Below are 14070 nucleotides of genomic sequence, written 5' to 3'. Positions count from 1 at the left end.
ATGGGAATGATTGGCCAGGTTGTCAAGTGACAACCTAGCCACTGCTTCAGGCCATTGCACTCAACACCGGCACGACGACGTTGTCGGGCATCAGCTTTGGCACGTAGATCTGCCCGTCGATCCAAGCATCGACCATGCTGGCCCACTCCTGCAGCATGTGGCGCCGCTGCTCGGCGTACTCGGCCTTGTTGTAGATCGAGCGCGAGGAACGCCCCTCCTCGTGCGCAAGGCACTTCTCGATCCAGTCGCGGTTGAACCCGATCTCATTAAGCAGCGTCGAGCCCGTGCGGCGCAGATCGTGGACGGTGAACGGCTCCAGCGGCAGGCCTGCAGCCTTGGCCCGCTGCGCCACGATCTGCGTGACCCGGTTCAGGGTCGCGTGGGACATGCAGCGGTCGGAGTCGTAGCGCGACGGCAGCACGAACTTCGAGCCGGCCGCGCAGGTGTGCAACGCCACCAGGATGTCCAACGCCTGGCGCGACAGGTAGACCACATGCGGGTTGCGCCCCTTCATCCGCTGCTTCGGAATGGTCCAGGTCGCGTTCTCGAAATCGACCTCGTCCCAGGTGGCCTCGATCAGCTCGCTCTTGCGCACCAGCGTCAGCAGGACCATGCGCAGGGCCAGACGGATGGTCGGATAGGTGGCCACCGACTCCATCTGCCGCCACATCAGGCGGATCTCCAGCGGTGACAAAGCACGGTCCTTCGGTACGAAGGTCGCAATCGAGGCTGCGCCCACATCGGCCGCCGGGTTGTCCACCTTCTCCCCATGTAGGATGGCAAAGGCATAGACCTGCTTCACGATGTCGCGGACGTGCACCGCGGTGGCTGGCGCCCCGCGCCCCTTCACCTTGCCGCACAAGGCGCGCAAGTCATCAGCGGTGATTTCGTTGAGCAGGCGGTTTTGGAAGGCCGGCAGGATGTCCCGATCGACGATGCTCTTACGCATCGCTCGCGTGCTATCGGCCATCCTGGCGCCGGCCAGCCATTGGGCCGTCATGTCGCCAAAGTTCTTGGCGGCGGTCAGGCGGCGCTTCTCGCGCTGCTTCTCGTGGGCCGGAGACTTGCCCTGGGCGACGGCCTTCTTGGCATCCAGCAGCTTTTCGCGGGCCATCGCCAGCGAAATGCCCGCCGGCCCATAGCGGCCAATGGTCAGGGTCTCGCGGCGGCCGTTGAGACGGTAATCGAAGCGGAAGGTGACGGTACCGGTGGGCGATACCGTCACGTACATTCCATCCCGGTCGGAGGCCTTATAAGTCAAGGACTTAGGCTTCAAATTGCGCAGTGTGGTGTCGGTAAGCATCGAGGTTTTTCCTCCTGTTCATGACGGCTTTTACCGTCAGGGGTCAGGAGACCTGCTGATGCCTGGAAAGCCGCATGAAACAAGCTTTCCAGAGGAGTGATTTACCGTCAAAGACCGATTTGGTCTCGATAGTAAACAAGGAGGTCTTAATCCGACCTCCGGTTTCTACCGTCACCTCTACCGTCAATCCGTTTCGCTGCCCGGCGATAGCTGCCGATAGCTGCCGTGACGTATTTCCTTTGGAATCAACACGTTACGGCGGATTTTCGATAGGTAGCGATAGTCCCCGAAGGACCTAATTTCACTCCCACTCAATCGTCGCTGGCGGCTTAGAGCTGACGTCGTAGGTCACCCGATTGATACCCCGCACCTCATTGATGATGCGGCCGGAAACCTTCTTGAGCAGCGCGTAGGGCAGTTCGGCCCAGTCGGCCGTCATGAAGTCGCTGGTCTGCACGGCGCGCAGTGCCACCACGTAGTCGTAGGTGCGGCCATCGCCCATCACTCCGACGCTCTTGACCGGCAGGAAAACGGCGAAGGCCTGGCTCGTCAAGTCGTACCAACTCTTTCCGCTTGCCTCGTCCTTAAAGTTGCGCAGTTCCTCAATAAAGATGGCATCTGCACGGCGCAGCAGGTCGGCATATTCCGGCTTCACTTCGCCCAGAATACGCACGCCCAGGCCGGGGCCGGGGAAGGGATGGCGATAAACCATCTCGGGCGGCAGACCCAAGGCTACGCCTAGCTCGCGCACCTCGTCCTTGAACAGATCGCGCAGGGGCTCTAGCAGCTTCAATCCCAACTGCTCCGGCAGGCCGCCCACGTTGTGGTGGCTCTTGATGGTGACCGCTTTTTTGCTCTTGGCGCCACCCGACTCGATCACGTCGGGGTAGATGGTGCCCTGCGCGAGCCATTTGGCGCCCTTGGCACCAGCACTGGTCAGCTTGGCCGCTTCCTGCTTGAACACCGTGACGAACTCGCCTCCAATGATCTTGCGCTTGGCCTCCGGGTCGGCGACGCCCGCGAGCTTGCCGAGAAACAGCTCGCTCGCATCGACACGAATCACTTTGGCGCGCAGCTTGCCGACAAACATGTCCATGACCATGTCGCCTTCATTGAGGCGCAGCAGACCGTGGTCCACGAACACGCAGGTCAGCTGATCACCAATGGCACGGTGAATCAGCGCAGCAGCCACGGATGAATCCACTCCGCCCGACAAACCAAGAATCACTTCCTCGTCACCCACCTGCTTGCGAATCAACGCCACGGCTTCGGCCACGTGGTCGCGCATGACCCAATCGGGTGAGATCTGGCAGATGCCCAGCACAAAACGCTCGAGAATGGCCTTGCCTTGCCGCGTATGCGTCACCTCCGGGTGAAACTGCACTGCATAAAACTTGCGCTCCTCATCGGCCATGCCCGCGATGGGACAGGAATCGGTGGACGCCATGAGTTTGAAGCCAGGAGGCATCTCGGTCACGTTGTCACCGTGGCTCATCCAGACATGCAGCATGCCGTGGCCTTCGGGCGTTGCGTAATCCTGGATGCCTTCGAACAACTGGGTGTGGCCACGTGCACGGACTTCGGCATAACCGAATTCACGTTTGTGCCCACCTTCGACCTTGCCCCCCAGCGCGGCAGCTATTGCGTACATGCCAAAGCAGATACCGAGCACCGGAATACCGAGTTCGAACACCACCTGCGGCGCCCGCAGGGTTTCGTCTTCCCAGAGGCTGGCATGGCTGCCCGAGAGGATCACGCCCTTGAGCATGCCGTCTGCGGCGAACTCGCGGACCCAGGCATCGGTCACGTCGCAAGGGTGCACCTCGCAGTACACATGGGCTTCACGCACACGGCGGGCGATAAGCTGGGTGACCTGGGAGCCGAAATCGAGAATGAGAATTTTCTGGTGTTGCATGGCAGGCGACAGAAAGAAAGACAAAGGCCCGAACACCGTGAACTGGGTTCGGGCCTGCGGAGCAGTAGCGTCAGTCGGCGCGGTAGTTCGGCGCTTCCTTGGTAATCTGCACGTCGTGCACGTGGCTTTCGCGGATCCCGGCTGTGGTGATCTCGACGAACTCGGCCTTGTTGTTCATGTCTTCAATGGTGGCGCAACCGCAGTAGCCCATGGCGGCGCGCACGCCACCCGCCATCTGGTAGACGATGGACACCATGGAGCCCTTGTACGGCACACGGCCCTCAATGCCTTCGGGCACCAGCTTGTCGGCGTTCGGATTGCCCGTGCTCGATTCCTGGAAGTAGCGGTCAGCGCTGCCTTGCTGCATGGCGCCAATGCTGCCCATGCCGCGGTAGCTCTTGTAACTACGCCCTTGGAACAAGATAACTTCGCCCGGCGCCTCTTCCGTACCTGCAAACATGCCCCCCATCATGATAGTGCTGGCCCCAGCAGCAAGCGCTTTGGCAATGTCGCCGCTGAAACGCACGCCGCCGTCGGCGATCAAGAGCACGCCCGTGCCCTGCAAGGCAGTGGCGACGTTGTCAATGGCCATGATCTGCGGCACACCCACGCCTGCGACGATGCGCGTCGTGCAGATCGAGCCAGGGCCAATGCCCACCTTAACGGCGTCGGCCCCTGCCTCCACCAGCGCAAGCGCAGCTCCGCCCGTGGCGATATTGCCGCCGACGACGTCGATATGCGGATAGTTCTGTTTGACCCAGCGCACGCGCTCGATCACGCCCTTGCTATGCCCGTGCGCCGTATCGACCACAATGGCGTCCACCCCGGCTTTGACGAGCGCCTCAACGCGCTCTTCGGTGCCCTCGCCCACCCCCACGGCAGCGCCCACCCGCAGGCGCCCCGAAGCGTCGCGCGCAGCGTTGGGGAAACTGGTCTGCTTGGTGATGTCCTTCACCGTGATCAGGCCCTTGAGCTCGAAGGCGTCATTGACCACCAGGATGCGTTCAAGCTTGTGCTTGTTGAGCAGCGCCTTGGCCTGCGCAGGGGACGTGCCATCGCGCTCGTTCACCGTGATGAGCTTCTCGCGCGGCGTCATGATCTGGTGCACCTTGACGTCGTAGCGCGTCTCAAAGCGCAGGTCGCGCCCCGTCACGATGCCGACCACCTTGCCGCCATCACAGACCGGGAATCCTGAGATACCCAGCTGCTCGGACAATTGCAGCACCTGCAGCACGGTATGTTCCGGCGTGATCACCACCGGATCGCGCACCACGCCCGACTCGTAGCGCTTGACCTTGGCCACCTGGGCAGCTTGCTCCTGCGCGGTCAGGTTCTTGTGCACGATGCCGATGCCGCCTTCCTGGGCAATGGCAATGGCCAGGCGTGCTTCCGTGACCGTATCCATCGCGGCGGACACCAGCGGCAGGTTGAGACGGATATTGCGGGAAAACCGGGTGGCGAGAGAGGTGTCCTTGGGCAGGACCTGGGAATACGCTGGCACCAGCAACACGTCGTCGAAGGTGAGCGCTTTGCCAAGAAGGCGCATGTGAAAGCTCCAAAAAATCAATTGTACCCGCCACTTTTGCTGGCGACTTCGGCGCAGCAGCCGCTAAACTGCAAGCATGAAGCTGCACAAACTCTGTCTGGTGACGCTGGCCTGCGTTTGGTCGGTGGGCGCCCTAGCGCAATGGCAATGGATCGACAAGGACGGCCGCAAGGTTTTCAGCGACCGTCCGCCGCCGCTGAGCATTCCGGATAAAGACATCCTTCGCCAACCACAGCAGCAACCGCGACCCGTAGCGCCAGCCAACGCTGATGCAGACACGCAGGCAGATGCGCAGCCTGCCGCTGCCAAGGCGGCTGCAAAGCCTGCCGCCAATGCGCCAGGCAAAGGCGTAGACAAGGAGCTCGAAGAACGCAAGGCCAAAGCCGATGCGGAAAAAGCGGCCAAGGACAAGGCAGACGAGAAAAAAATGGCTGCCGCCAAGGCAGAAAACTGCACCCGCGCCAAGCAGTCCAAGGCCACGCTGGACTCGGGTCAGCTCATGAAACACACCAATGCCAAGGGCGAGCAAGTGTTCCTCGACGACGCAGCGCGGGCCGCCGAGCGCAAACGCGCACAGGCGGTCATCGACTCGGACTGCAAACCCTGAGCATCATCGCTTCGCAACCGGTTTGCGTACAAACAGCCCGGCGCTTCGCGCACCCTGGCTAACAAAGCGTTCACGCCGGGCCACCTTGGGATCCACCCTCAGCGCTCGGTAGGTCTCTACCCGATCGCCATCACGCAACACCTGGGTGAGCGGCGCAGCCTTGCCCCAGATACCGACAGAATCCAGGGCTGTCACATCGCAGCCAGCGAGGCGCAGGGCGTCCACAAGTTGCGCGCCGGCAGGCATATCGCCGCACCATTCGCGCACCGCGCTTGCTTCTGTGCAGATGGCCACCGTCACCCGCAGCCTCTGTGGCGCTTGGCCAACGTCAGCCATAGACCTGCTCAGCGCGCTTGACGAAGGCATCCATCAAGCTGCTGGCAATACGATCGAACACCGGCCCCACCACCGCGGCCAAGGGTGCGCTGTTGAACCCGTAATCCAAATGCAGATGAATGCGCGCTGCGCGCTGCGCGCCGTCCCCCACGGGTTGGAAATGCCAATCGCCATTCAAGCGGGAAAATGGACCCTTGATCAGTTGCATCTCCACCCGCCGACCGGCCTCATGCAGGTTGCGGGTAACAAAACTCTGGCGAATCCCCGCCATGGAAATGCCGATTTCTGCCACCACGCCGCTGCTTTCCTGTTCCAGCACACGGGCGTGGTCGCACCAAGGAAGAAACTCGGGATAACGGTCCACATCGGTGACGAGGCTGAACATTTCCTCCGGGCTGTACCAAATGAGGACAGATTTGTTGACGTTCTTCATGAAATGGGACTGCGGGGCGCCAGGCCGCGCTCCGACCATGGCACACCCTAGAATCAGGACTGCGCGAGAACAGCAATTGTAAGGAGGGGCGTCCGCCCCCTCCGCTGGCGCCTTACGACCCGATGGCCAAGAAACCTGATTCCAATTCCCGCATCGCCGACAACAAGAAGGCCGCGTACAACTACTTCATTGAGGAGCGCTATGAGGCAGGCTTGGTCCTGCAGGGCTGGGAAGTGAAGGCGCTGCGCGAAGGCAAGGCGCAGCTGACAGATGGCTATGTGGTGATCCGCGAGGGCGAGCTGTACCTGATTGGATGTCAGATCAATCCGCTCAAGACCGCGTCCACCCACGTCAGCCCCGAGGCCGCGCGCACCAAAAAGCTCCTGCTGCACAAGGAGGAGATCAAGCGCCTGATCGGCAAGGTCGAGCAAAAGGGCTACACGCTGGTGCCCCTGAATCTGCATTGGAAGGACGGCCGGGCCAAATGCGACATCGCCCTGGCCAAAGGCAAGGCCGAACACGACAAGCGCGACACCATCAAGGACCGCGAAGGCAAGCGCGAGGTGGAACGCGCCCTGAAAAGCCGCAGCCGCTGAGGCAGCGCGCGGTAGGGGCCCAGCGCCGAGTGCCAAAGGGCACCGGGCTTGGGTTTTTTTCCGGGGCCGTGGAATAAACATCGGGGCCCATGTGTTTGTTCAAGTGCAAGGCAGCATCCGCCTCCGCCTGCATCCCACCTGGAGAAACCCATGAAAAGATTGATCTCGATGGCCGTATTCGCCGCAGCAGCCTCGCTGGCTGGCTGCGCTACCATGGACGACTCGCCCGTGAAAACCATGGACGGCGCACTGGTCGGCGCTGGCGGCATGACGCTCTACACCTTCGACCGAGACGCCGCGGGCAGCGGCAAGTCGGCGTGCAATGGCCCCTGCGCCGCCAACTGGCCGCCGCTGATGGCCAGCAAGGCCCCCGGCGGCAACTACAGCGTCATTACCCGCGACGACGGCATGACCCAGCTGGCCTACAAGGGCAAGCCGCTGTACTACTGGTCCAAAGACACCAAGCCTGGCGACAAAACTGGCGACGGCGTGAACCAGGTTTGGCATACCGCACGACCATAAAGTTCACGAAGCACCGCAGGCATGAACCGCACCCAGGTCGTCGAGCAGCTGCCCGGGCTGCGCCGTTATGCCCGGGTGCTGACGGGCGAGGCCTGGGCGGCCGATGATCTCGTACAGGACACGCTCGAGCGCGCCTGCAGCAAGTGGCTGCTGTGGCGTACGGGAACTGACCTGCGCGCCTGGCTGTTCACGCTGATGCACAACCTGTACCTCAACCAGCGCCGCGCGCTGTCCTCGCCAACGCCCGTCAATATCGAGGACGTCCAGGACCAGTTGCCCGGTGGCAGTGGACCTTCGGATGAGGCGCTGGACCTGGAACGCTGCCTGCAGCGCCTGCCGCCCGACCAGCGAGCTGTGCTGCTGCTGGTCGCCATGGAGGACATGAGCTATGAAGACACAGCCCGGATCCTGGGCATCCCGGTGGGCACCGTCATGTCGCGCCTGTCGCGGGCCCGCACACGCCTGCGCGCGCTGATGGACCGCGAACCCACACCAGGCCTCTCACAGGCGGCCCCCGCGGGCGCGCCGACCACAGGCCCGGCACCTGCACTGCGCCGCCTGAAGTAACGACCATGACCCGCTCCTCCACCATCGATCCGAGCCAGCACGCCTCTCGCCCTCAGACCGACGAGAGTGCCCACTGGCATGCGCTGGTGGACGGCCAGCTGCCACCCGCACAGGCGCAGGCGCTGCACGAGCAACTGCTTGACGATGAGGCCGCCCAGGACGCCATGGCCCACTGGCGGGTGCAGGGGGACCGGCTGCACGCGCTGCACCAGGATCTGCTCCACGCCCCTGTACCCGACATGCTGCTCGCCGCCGCGTTGCGAACCGCAGACCGCGGGCAGCAGCAGGCGAGGTGGTGGCGCTGGGGTGGCATGGCCGCCTCGGTGGTGCTGGCCTTTGGGCTGGGATGGACGGGACGCAGCCAATGGCCCGGCGTTGCACCTGGCGTTGCACCTGGAAGCAGCATGGCAATCCGGGACGCAGCGCCGCTGGCGGCAGAAACCCCGCAGCGATTTGCCCAGCAGGCCGCGGTGGCCCACGCGGTGTACCAGCCCGAGGTGCGCCACCCGGTCGAGGTTACCGCCGCGCAGCAAGACCATCTGGTGCAGTGGTTGTCCAAACGGCTGGGCCGGCCGCTCAAGGTCCCTGCCCTGGGCTCGCTTGGCTACGAACTGGTCGGCGGTCGGCTCTTGCCCGGCGATACCGGGGTACGCGCGCAGTTCATGTACCAAAACAGCGCAGGCCAACGGATCACGCTGTACCTGGGCGCTCTCGCACCCGCGTCGGCCAGTGCCGTCCGCAGCGGCTTGCCGGGGCCAATCGCCCCGGCGCCCGGGGCGACTTCGCCCTCCGACACCGCTTCTTTCCAGTTCACCCAGACAGGCCCGGTGTCCGGCTTCTACTGGACAGACGCCGGATTTGGCTACGCCTTGAGCGGGCAGCTCTCGCGCCCGGAGCTACTGAGCCTGGCAACAGCCGTGTTCCAGCAGTTGAATCTCTGAGGCCAACGACAGTTCAGGCCAACTGGGCCAGCGGATGTGCGTAGGCAGGCCAGGGGCTGGTAAAGAACGGCGCCACCATCGCGGGTGTCACGTCTTCGATGCGCGCCGGGTTCCAGTGGGGCGTATGGTCCTTGTCCACGGCGAGTGCGCGAATGCCTTCCAGGGTTTCGCTCTGGCCTGGACGCAGGGTGAAGCAGTGCCGCACCATGTCGCGCTCCATGCGCAAGTCATCCGCCAGGTCCATGCCGCGCGCGCGGCGGATCTGCTCCAGCACCACGCCGAGCATCAGCGGCGAGCGCTTGCGCAGCGTAGCGGCGGTGCGCTGCTCCCACTCACCGTCGGCGGCTTCGAGTGCTGCGACGATTTCAGGGACGCTCGGGAGCGAAAAATATTGGTCAATTAGGGCTCTAGCGCTTATCTGGTAAGCGTTAGAAGCTATTATTTTTGAATTAACCAAGGCAGTGACTGCATCGGCATTCTCAAAACGCTGTGCGCCCAGGGCGTTCCACAAAGGCGCCTGGGCTTCCAGCGCAATGCGGCCATCGGCCAAGCCAAGCGCCAAGGCCGTATCCACCCCAATGCTCTCGCCGGTCAGCGCCAGCCACTCGCCCGTGTAGCCGGGGCAGCGCGAAAGAAAATAGCCGCCGCCCACGTCCGGGAACAGGCCGATCGCTGTCTCGGGCATGGCCATCTTGGTCCGCTCGGTCACCAGCCGCAACGCAGCACCCTGGCTGATGCCCATGCCACCGCCCATGACAATGCCGTCCATAAAGGCGATATAGGGCTTGGGGTAGCAGTGAATCAGGTGGTTGAGCGTGTATTCCTCGGTGAAAAAATCTTCAATGCGCGGGTCGCCTGCGCTGCCAGCCTGGTGCAGAAAGCGGATGTCGCCACCCGCACAGAAGGCGCCAAAAGCGCCCTCTTTGTTGCTGCCGCGCACGGCGACCGCCAGCACGGCAGAGTCGTCCTGCCAGGCAAGGAGTTGTTGCATCAAGCCGCGCACCATGCCCAGCGAGAGCGCGTTGAGTGCACGCGGACGGCTCAAGGTAATGAAGCCCACCTGCCCCCGGACTTCGCACTGCAGTTCACTCAAATGTTCTGTCATGTCTGCTCTCTCCACCCCAGAAGTTCGTTGAAAACCAGCGCACCAATCACCAGTACGCCGCCAATCAGCACAGCAGGGCCAGGTCGCTCGCCCGCACCCAGCCATGCCAGCAGGATGCCAAAAATCACTTCCAACAAGCCCAGCAGCGCCATCTCGGGTGCTTTGAGCACACGGCCACAGCGCACAACCAACAGACAGGGAATAGCCAACTGCACCAAACCAAGAAAAGCCAGCAACAGCAAATCGTGACCCGATGCGGCAAATGGCAGTGCGAGTGGCAGGGTGGCAAGGCTGGAGATCACGGCGCCGATCAGTACCGCAGGCATCAGGTCGACCGATTCCCCATGGCGCTGCGCGTGCTGCACCACCGTCCAGTTCACGGCCGCAGCCAGGGGCACACACAGGGCAACCAAGGTGCCCGCCAGCGGCACGCTGCGCACCTGCGTACCGAACATCCAGGCGATGCCCAGACCCGCCACGGCAATGGCCACCCCGGTGCGGGGGGCGATGCGATGGCCGATGAAGACCCGGGCGACCAGAGCGGTCAGTAGCGGACCAGAGGCCATGGTAACCAGTACGTTGGCCACCGGCATGAGCGTGATGCCGACCATGAAGGCCGTGAACATCACGCTCCAGCACAGACCTGAGAGCCACAGGGCATGCCCGCCGCGCACCAGCGGCTTGAACGCACCGCGCCCGCGCACGGCGGGCAGCAAAATCAGCAAGGCGGCGAGCGTGAACACGCTGCGCCAGAACGTCACCTCAAAACTGCGCGCCTGCTCCAGCTGGCGCGTCACCACGCCCGCTATCGACCACAAGAACGTCGCACCCACCATGGTCCACGCCGCCTGGGCATGGTTCATGGAAGAGGCGCTCCGCCCTGCGGCGTGAGGCGCCAGGGCCTCACTCACGGCTGGCGCGCTTGCGGTCACTCTCTTTCAGGTGGCGCTTGCGCAGGCGAACGGACTTGGGCGTGATCTCGACCAACTCGTCGTCCTCGATGAACTCGACGCCGTACTCCAGCGTGAGGTCGATGGGCGGCGTGATCTTGATGGCGTCTTCCTTGCCCGAGACACGGAAGTTGGTCAGCTGCTTGGTGCGCGTGGCGTTCACCACCAGGTCGTTGTCGCGGCTGTGGATGCCGACGATCATGCCCTCGTACACCGGGTCGTTGGCCTTGACGAACATGCGGCCGCGGTCGTCGAGCTTGCCCAGGGCGTAGGTGAAGATTTCGCCGTCGTCCATGGAAATCAGCACGCCGTTCTTGCGGCTGCCGATCTCGCCCTTGTGCGGCTCATAGCTGTCAAAAATGTTGGAAATCAAGCCCGAGCCGCGTGTCAGGTTCAGGAATTCGTTGGTGAAACCAATCAGCCCACGCGCAGGAATGCGGTATTCCAGGCGCACGCGGCCGCGGCCGTCCGGCTCCATGTTCACCAGTTCACCCTTGCGCTCGCCCAGCGCCTGCATCACGCCGCCCTGGTGGGTTTCCTCGATGTCGGCGGTGACCAGCTCGATAGGCTCGTGCTTGACGCCGCCCACGTCCTTGAACAGCACGCGGGGTTTGGAGACGGCCATTTCGTAGCCTTCGCGGCGCATGTTCTCCAGCAGGATGGTCAGGTGCAACTCGCCCCGGCCCATCACTTCAAAAATGCCTTCTTCATTGGTCTCGCTGACGCGCAGAGCCACGTTGTGCTGCAGCTCTTTCTGGAGGCGGTCCCAGATCTGGCGGCTGGTAACGTACTTGCCTTCGCGGCCAGCCAGCGGGCTGGTGTTGACGCAGAAATTCATGGTCAGCGTGGGCTCATCCACCTTGAGCATGGGCAACGGCGCCGGGTTCGTGGGGTCGGTCACCGTCACGCCAATGCCGATATCCGAAATGCCGTTGATCAGCACGATTTCGCCCGGGCCGGCCTCGGTGGCCTGCACGCGCTCCAGGCCCTGGAAGGTGAGCACCTGGTTGACGCGGCCTTTGAAGGATTTCCCGTCCGGACCCTCCATCACGAGCACGTCCATGTTGGGTTTGATGGTCCCCTGGTTGATGCGGCCCACCCCAATGCGGCCGACGAAGGTGGAGAAATCGAGCGCCGAGATCTGCAGCTGCAGCGGCGCATTCTCGTCGCCCTCATGCGCGGGAACGTGCCCGAGCACGGTTTCAAACAGCGCCGACATGTCCGGGCCCCATTGTTCGCCCGGTTCGCCTTCTACCAGCGACGTCCAGCCGTTAATGCCCGAGGCGTAGACCACCGGGAAATCGAGCTGTTCGTCGGTTGCGCCGAGCTTGTCGAACAAGTCAAATGCAGCGTTCACCACCTTGTCGGGGTTCGCGCCGGGCTTGTCCACCTTGTTGACCACCACGATGGGCTTGAGGCCCAGCGCCAACGCCTTCTTGGTGACGAAACGCGTTTGCGGCATCGGGCCTTCCTGCGCGTCGATCAGCAGCACCACGCCGTCCACCATGGACAGCGCCCGCTCGACCTCACCACCAAAGTCGGCGTGGCCGGGGGTATCGACGATGTTGATGTGCGTGCCCTTCCAGGACACGGCGCAGTTCTTGGCCAGGATGGTGATGCCGCGCTCGCGTTCGATGGCGTTGTTGTCCATCACCGTGTCGACGACTTTTTCGTGTTCGGCGAAAGTGCCCGACTGGCGCAGCAGCTGGTCCACCATGGTGGTTTTGCCATGGTCAACGTGGGCGATGATGGCGATGTTGCGAATTTGCTTGTTCATGTCGTTTCCAAAATACCGGCGCTTGCGGCGCTCGGCGTGCTCTTCAAGATTTGTTCGATTTCGATCGGGCTCAGCAACCGGTCGGGGATAAGTTCGCCTGCCACCACGTGGCCCGCGCCCAACAGCGCGGCAGGCGCTTGCCCGAACACCGCAACTTCTGGCGCATCGGGCCAGGCGCCGCGGCGGCGCAGACCGGAGAGGAAACGCCCGGCCTCGTAGGCGTCCAGCTCAATGCGAGGTTGGCCGACGAGCAACAACTCAGCCGGCGCCAGGCAGGCAAGGCGAGCGTCTTCGTCCATGGCTTCCAGCGCCTCAAGCGTGACGCAATCGGCCAGCCCCAGGCCTCCGGTTTCAATACGGCGCAAAAAGGTCAGGTGGGCGCCACAACCGAGTGCCGCTCCGATATCTTCGCCGAGGGTGCGGATGTAGGTGCCTTTGCTGCATTTCACTACGATATTGATAGCTGAATGCGCAGATGTATCCTGCGCTGGAGCCAGATTTAACTCAAAAATTTCTACGTTACGCGGCGCGCGCTCCACCTCAATGCCCGCGCGCGCGTATTCGTAGAGCGCGCGCCCGTCCTTCTTCAAGGCGCTGTGCATCGGCGGCACCTGCGCCATGGGGCCGGTGAACTGGCGCTGCACGGCCGCAAGCCGCTCTGGGGAGAGTGCGTCAGCCGGAACCGGCCGCTCGGCCAGCACGTCACCTTCCGCGTCGCCCGTGCTGGTCGTCACACCGAGGCGCGCCACCGCGTGGTATGTCTTAGGGGCGTCGAGCTGCAACTGGCTGAATTTGGTCGCCGCGCCAAAACACAGCGGCAGCACGCCAGTGGCCAGCGGATCGAGCGTACCCGTATGGCCCGCCTTTTCCGCGCGCAGCAGCCATTTGGCCTTTTGCAAGGCCTGGTTGCTGGAGAGCCCCAGCGGCTTGTCGATGAGCAGCACCCCATGCACCGGGCGCCGCTGCACCCGAATGCGGGGAGCCGGCGCGGTCATTCGTTGTCTTCTTTTGAGCGCGAAGCGACCGCCTGGGCAATCAGCGCATTCATATCCGCCGCATGCTCGGGCGTGCGGTCGAACACGAAGTGCAGCGTGGGCACGGTATGGATGTGCAGGCGCTTGAACAGACCGGCACGCAAAAACCCCGCCGCCTGATCCAGTGCTTCTTGCGTGGCGGCCGGCTCGCCGGTCAGCACGCTGTAGAACACCTTCGCATGGGCGTAATCGGGGGTCACCTCCACCGACTGGATGGTGACCATGCCGACGCGCGGGTCCTTGAGCTCGCGCGCGATCAGCTCCGACAGATCGCGCTGGATCTGGTCGGCCACCTTGAAGGCGCGGTTGGGCGTGGACGATTTCTTGGCTGCCATGTTAGTAACCCACTGCGCCAATCACCGACGACGCCGCGTGAACGTGGCGCGGCCAATGCCAGCGCCCCCGCACAAGGGCCGCCCCGCCGTGCTGGGGGCGTCC

15 protein-coding genes are annotated in these 14070 nt (G+C 63.3%); 5 read left to right on the top strand and 10 right to left on the bottom strand.

All coding sequences use genetic code 11. The annotated features are described in order from the left end of the window. Positions 1 to 46: 46 nt before the first annotated feature. From AC07ZH_RS02455 to guaB, 3 genes are all read right to left on the bottom strand, one after another. A complete protein-coding gene (locus AC07ZH_RS02455) occupies positions 47 to 1303 on the bottom strand; it encodes a tyrosine-type recombinase/integrase (protein WP_495198396.1) in 1257 nt (418 codons plus the stop codon). Positions 1304 to 1604: 301 nt separating this feature from the next. After that, the gene (guaA, locus tag AC07ZH_RS02450; protein WP_495198395.1) at positions 1605 to 3218 is read right to left on the bottom strand and encodes a glutamine-hydrolyzing GMP synthase; all 1614 of its coding nucleotides are present in this window, start codon (positions 3216 to 3218) and stop codon (positions 1605 to 1607) included. A 70-nt stretch (positions 3219 to 3288) separates the two neighbouring features. After that, positions 3289 to 4764, bottom strand: a complete 1476-nt coding sequence (gene guaB, locus AC07ZH_RS02445; RefSeq protein WP_495198394.1) for an IMP dehydrogenase — start codon at positions 4762 to 4764, stop codon at positions 3289 to 3291. A 76-nt stretch (positions 4765 to 4840) separates the two neighbouring features. On the opposite strand from guaB, the gene AC07ZH_RS02440 reads away from it, so the two are divergent. Beyond that, the gene (locus tag AC07ZH_RS02440) at positions 4841 to 5371 is read left to right on the top strand and encodes a DUF4124 domain-containing protein (protein WP_495198393.1); all 531 of its coding nucleotides are present in this window, start codon (positions 4841 to 4843) and stop codon (positions 5369 to 5371) included. A gap of 3 nt (positions 5372 to 5374) precedes the next feature. Here AC07ZH_RS02440 and AC07ZH_RS02435 read toward each other — a convergent pair whose 3' ends face one another. Continuing rightward, positions 5375 to 5707 (bottom strand): RnfH family protein, encoded by a 333-nt coding sequence (locus AC07ZH_RS02435; RefSeq protein ID WP_495198392.1) that lies wholly within the window; start codon positions 5705 to 5707, stop codon positions 5375 to 5377. Further along, on the bottom strand, positions 5700 to 6140 hold the full coding sequence (locus AC07ZH_RS02430) for a type II toxin-antitoxin system RatA family toxin (RefSeq protein ID WP_495198391.1): 441 nt from the start codon (positions 6138 to 6140) through the stop codon (positions 5700 to 5702). The genes AC07ZH_RS02435 and AC07ZH_RS02430 overlap by 8 nt, the downstream gene beginning before the upstream one ends. A gap of 122 nt (positions 6141 to 6262) precedes the next feature. Between AC07ZH_RS02430 and smpB the strand changes: the two genes are divergently transcribed. From smpB to AC07ZH_RS02410, 4 genes are all read left to right on the top strand, one after another. Then, a complete protein-coding gene (gene smpB, locus AC07ZH_RS02425) occupies positions 6263 to 6736 on the top strand; it encodes an SsrA-binding protein SmpB (RefSeq protein ID WP_119107878.1) in 474 nt (157 codons plus the stop codon). A gap of 150 nt (positions 6737 to 6886) precedes the next feature. Beyond that, on the top strand, positions 6887 to 7258 hold the full coding sequence (locus AC07ZH_RS02420; protein WP_495198390.1) for a COG4315 family predicted lipoprotein: 372 nt from the start codon (positions 6887 to 6889) through the stop codon (positions 7256 to 7258). A 21-nt stretch (positions 7259 to 7279) separates the two neighbouring features. Next, a complete protein-coding gene (locus tag AC07ZH_RS02415) occupies positions 7280 to 7825 on the top strand; it encodes an RNA polymerase sigma factor (protein ID WP_495198389.1) in 546 nt (181 codons plus the stop codon). Between the two features lie 5 nt (positions 7826 to 7830). Further along, positions 7831 to 8766: an anti-sigma factor family protein gene (locus AC07ZH_RS02410; RefSeq protein ID WP_495198388.1), complete on the top strand. Its 936-nt coding sequence runs from the start codon at positions 7831 to 7833 to the stop codon at positions 8764 to 8766. A 13-nt stretch (positions 8767 to 8779) separates the two neighbouring features. Here AC07ZH_RS02410 and AC07ZH_RS02405 read toward each other — a convergent pair whose 3' ends face one another. The 5 genes from AC07ZH_RS02405 to rbfA are packed head-to-tail and all read right to left on the bottom strand — an operon-like array spanning position 8780 to position 13967. Further along, positions 8780 to 9871, bottom strand: coding sequence for an enoyl-CoA hydratase/isomerase family protein (locus AC07ZH_RS02405; RefSeq protein ID WP_495198387.1), 1092 nt, complete (start codon positions 9869 to 9871; stop codon positions 8780 to 8782). Beyond that, positions 9868 to 10734, bottom strand: a complete 867-nt coding sequence (locus AC07ZH_RS02400) for a DMT family transporter (RefSeq protein WP_495198386.1) — start codon at positions 10732 to 10734, stop codon at positions 9868 to 9870. The genes AC07ZH_RS02405 and AC07ZH_RS02400 overlap by 4 nt, the downstream gene beginning before the upstream one ends. Before the next feature lie 40 nt (positions 10735 to 10774). Continuing rightward, positions 10775 to 12598 carry a translational GTPase TypA gene (gene typA / locus AC07ZH_RS02395; protein WP_119107882.1) on the bottom strand — a complete coding sequence of 608 codons (1824 nt, stop codon included), beginning with the start codon at positions 12596 to 12598 and terminating at the stop codon, positions 10775 to 10777. Then, positions 12595 to 13593 carry a tRNA pseudouridine(55) synthase TruB gene (gene truB / locus AC07ZH_RS02390; protein ID WP_495198385.1) on the bottom strand — a complete coding sequence of 333 codons (999 nt, stop codon included), beginning with the start codon at positions 13591 to 13593 and terminating at the stop codon, positions 12595 to 12597. Before truB ends, typA begins: the two co-directional genes overlap by 4 nt. Beyond that, positions 13590 to 13967, bottom strand: coding sequence for a 30S ribosome-binding factor RbfA (rbfA, locus tag AC07ZH_RS02385; RefSeq protein WP_119107884.1), 378 nt, complete (start codon positions 13965 to 13967; stop codon positions 13590 to 13592). The genes truB and rbfA overlap by 4 nt, the downstream gene beginning before the upstream one ends. Between the last annotated feature and the right edge of the window lie 103 nt (positions 13968 to 14070).

The sequence above is a fragment of the Simplicispira sp. GW247-4R2A genome (assembly GCF_059424465.1).
The sequence above is the reverse complement of the archived record's forward strand: the minus strand, read 5'-3'. Positions and strand labels throughout refer to the sequence as shown.

What these genes read in the sequence shown, in the direction of transcription:
- AC07ZH_RS02455 (WP_495198396.1), bottom strand. Translation starts at nt 1,303, where the DNA reads ATGCTTACCGACACCACACTGCGCAATTTGAAGCCTAAGTCCTTGACT.
- guaA (WP_495198395.1), bottom strand. Translation starts at nt 3,218, where the DNA reads ATGCAACACCAGAAAATTCTCATTCTCGATTTCGGCTCCCAGGTCACC.
- guaB (WP_495198394.1), bottom strand. Translation starts at nt 4,764, where the DNA reads ATGCGCCTTCTTGGCAAAGCGCTCACCTTCGACGACGTGTTGCTGGTG.
- AC07ZH_RS02440 (WP_495198393.1), top strand. Translation starts at nt 4,841, where the DNA reads ATGAAGCTGCACAAACTCTGTCTGGTGACGCTGGCCTGCGTTTGGTCG.
- AC07ZH_RS02435 (WP_495198392.1), bottom strand. Translation starts at nt 5,707, where the DNA reads ATGGCTGACGTTGGCCAAGCGCCACAGAGGCTGCGGGTGACGGTGGCC.
- AC07ZH_RS02430 (WP_495198391.1), bottom strand. Translation starts at nt 6,140, where the DNA reads ATGAAGAACGTCAACAAATCTGTCCTCATTTGGTACAGCCCGGAGGAA.
- smpB (WP_119107878.1), top strand. Translation starts at nt 6,263, where the DNA reads ATGGCCAAGAAACCTGATTCCAATTCCCGCATCGCCGACAACAAGAAG.
- AC07ZH_RS02420 (WP_495198390.1), top strand. Translation starts at nt 6,887, where the DNA reads ATGAAAAGATTGATCTCGATGGCCGTATTCGCCGCAGCAGCCTCGCTG.
- AC07ZH_RS02415 (WP_495198389.1), top strand. Translation starts at nt 7,280, where the DNA reads ATGAACCGCACCCAGGTCGTCGAGCAGCTGCCCGGGCTGCGCCGTTAT.
- AC07ZH_RS02410 (WP_495198388.1), top strand. Translation starts at nt 7,831, where the DNA reads ATGACCCGCTCCTCCACCATCGATCCGAGCCAGCACGCCTCTCGCCCT.
- AC07ZH_RS02405 (WP_495198387.1), bottom strand. Translation starts at nt 9,871, where the DNA reads ATGACAGAACATTTGAGTGAACTGCAGTGCGAAGTCCGGGGGCAGGTG.
- AC07ZH_RS02400 (WP_495198386.1), bottom strand. Translation starts at nt 10,734, where the DNA reads ATGAACCATGCCCAGGCGGCGTGGACCATGGTGGGTGCGACGTTCTTG.
- typA (WP_119107882.1), bottom strand. Translation starts at nt 12,598, where the DNA reads ATGAACAAGCAAATTCGCAACATCGCCATCATCGCCCACGTTGACCAT.
- truB (WP_495198385.1), bottom strand. Translation starts at nt 13,593, where the DNA reads ATGACCGCGCCGGCTCCCCGCATTCGGGTGCAGCGGCGCCCGGTGCAT.
- rbfA (WP_119107884.1), bottom strand. Translation starts at nt 13,967, where the DNA reads ATGGCAGCCAAGAAATCGTCCACGCCCAACCGCGCCTTCAAGGTGGCC.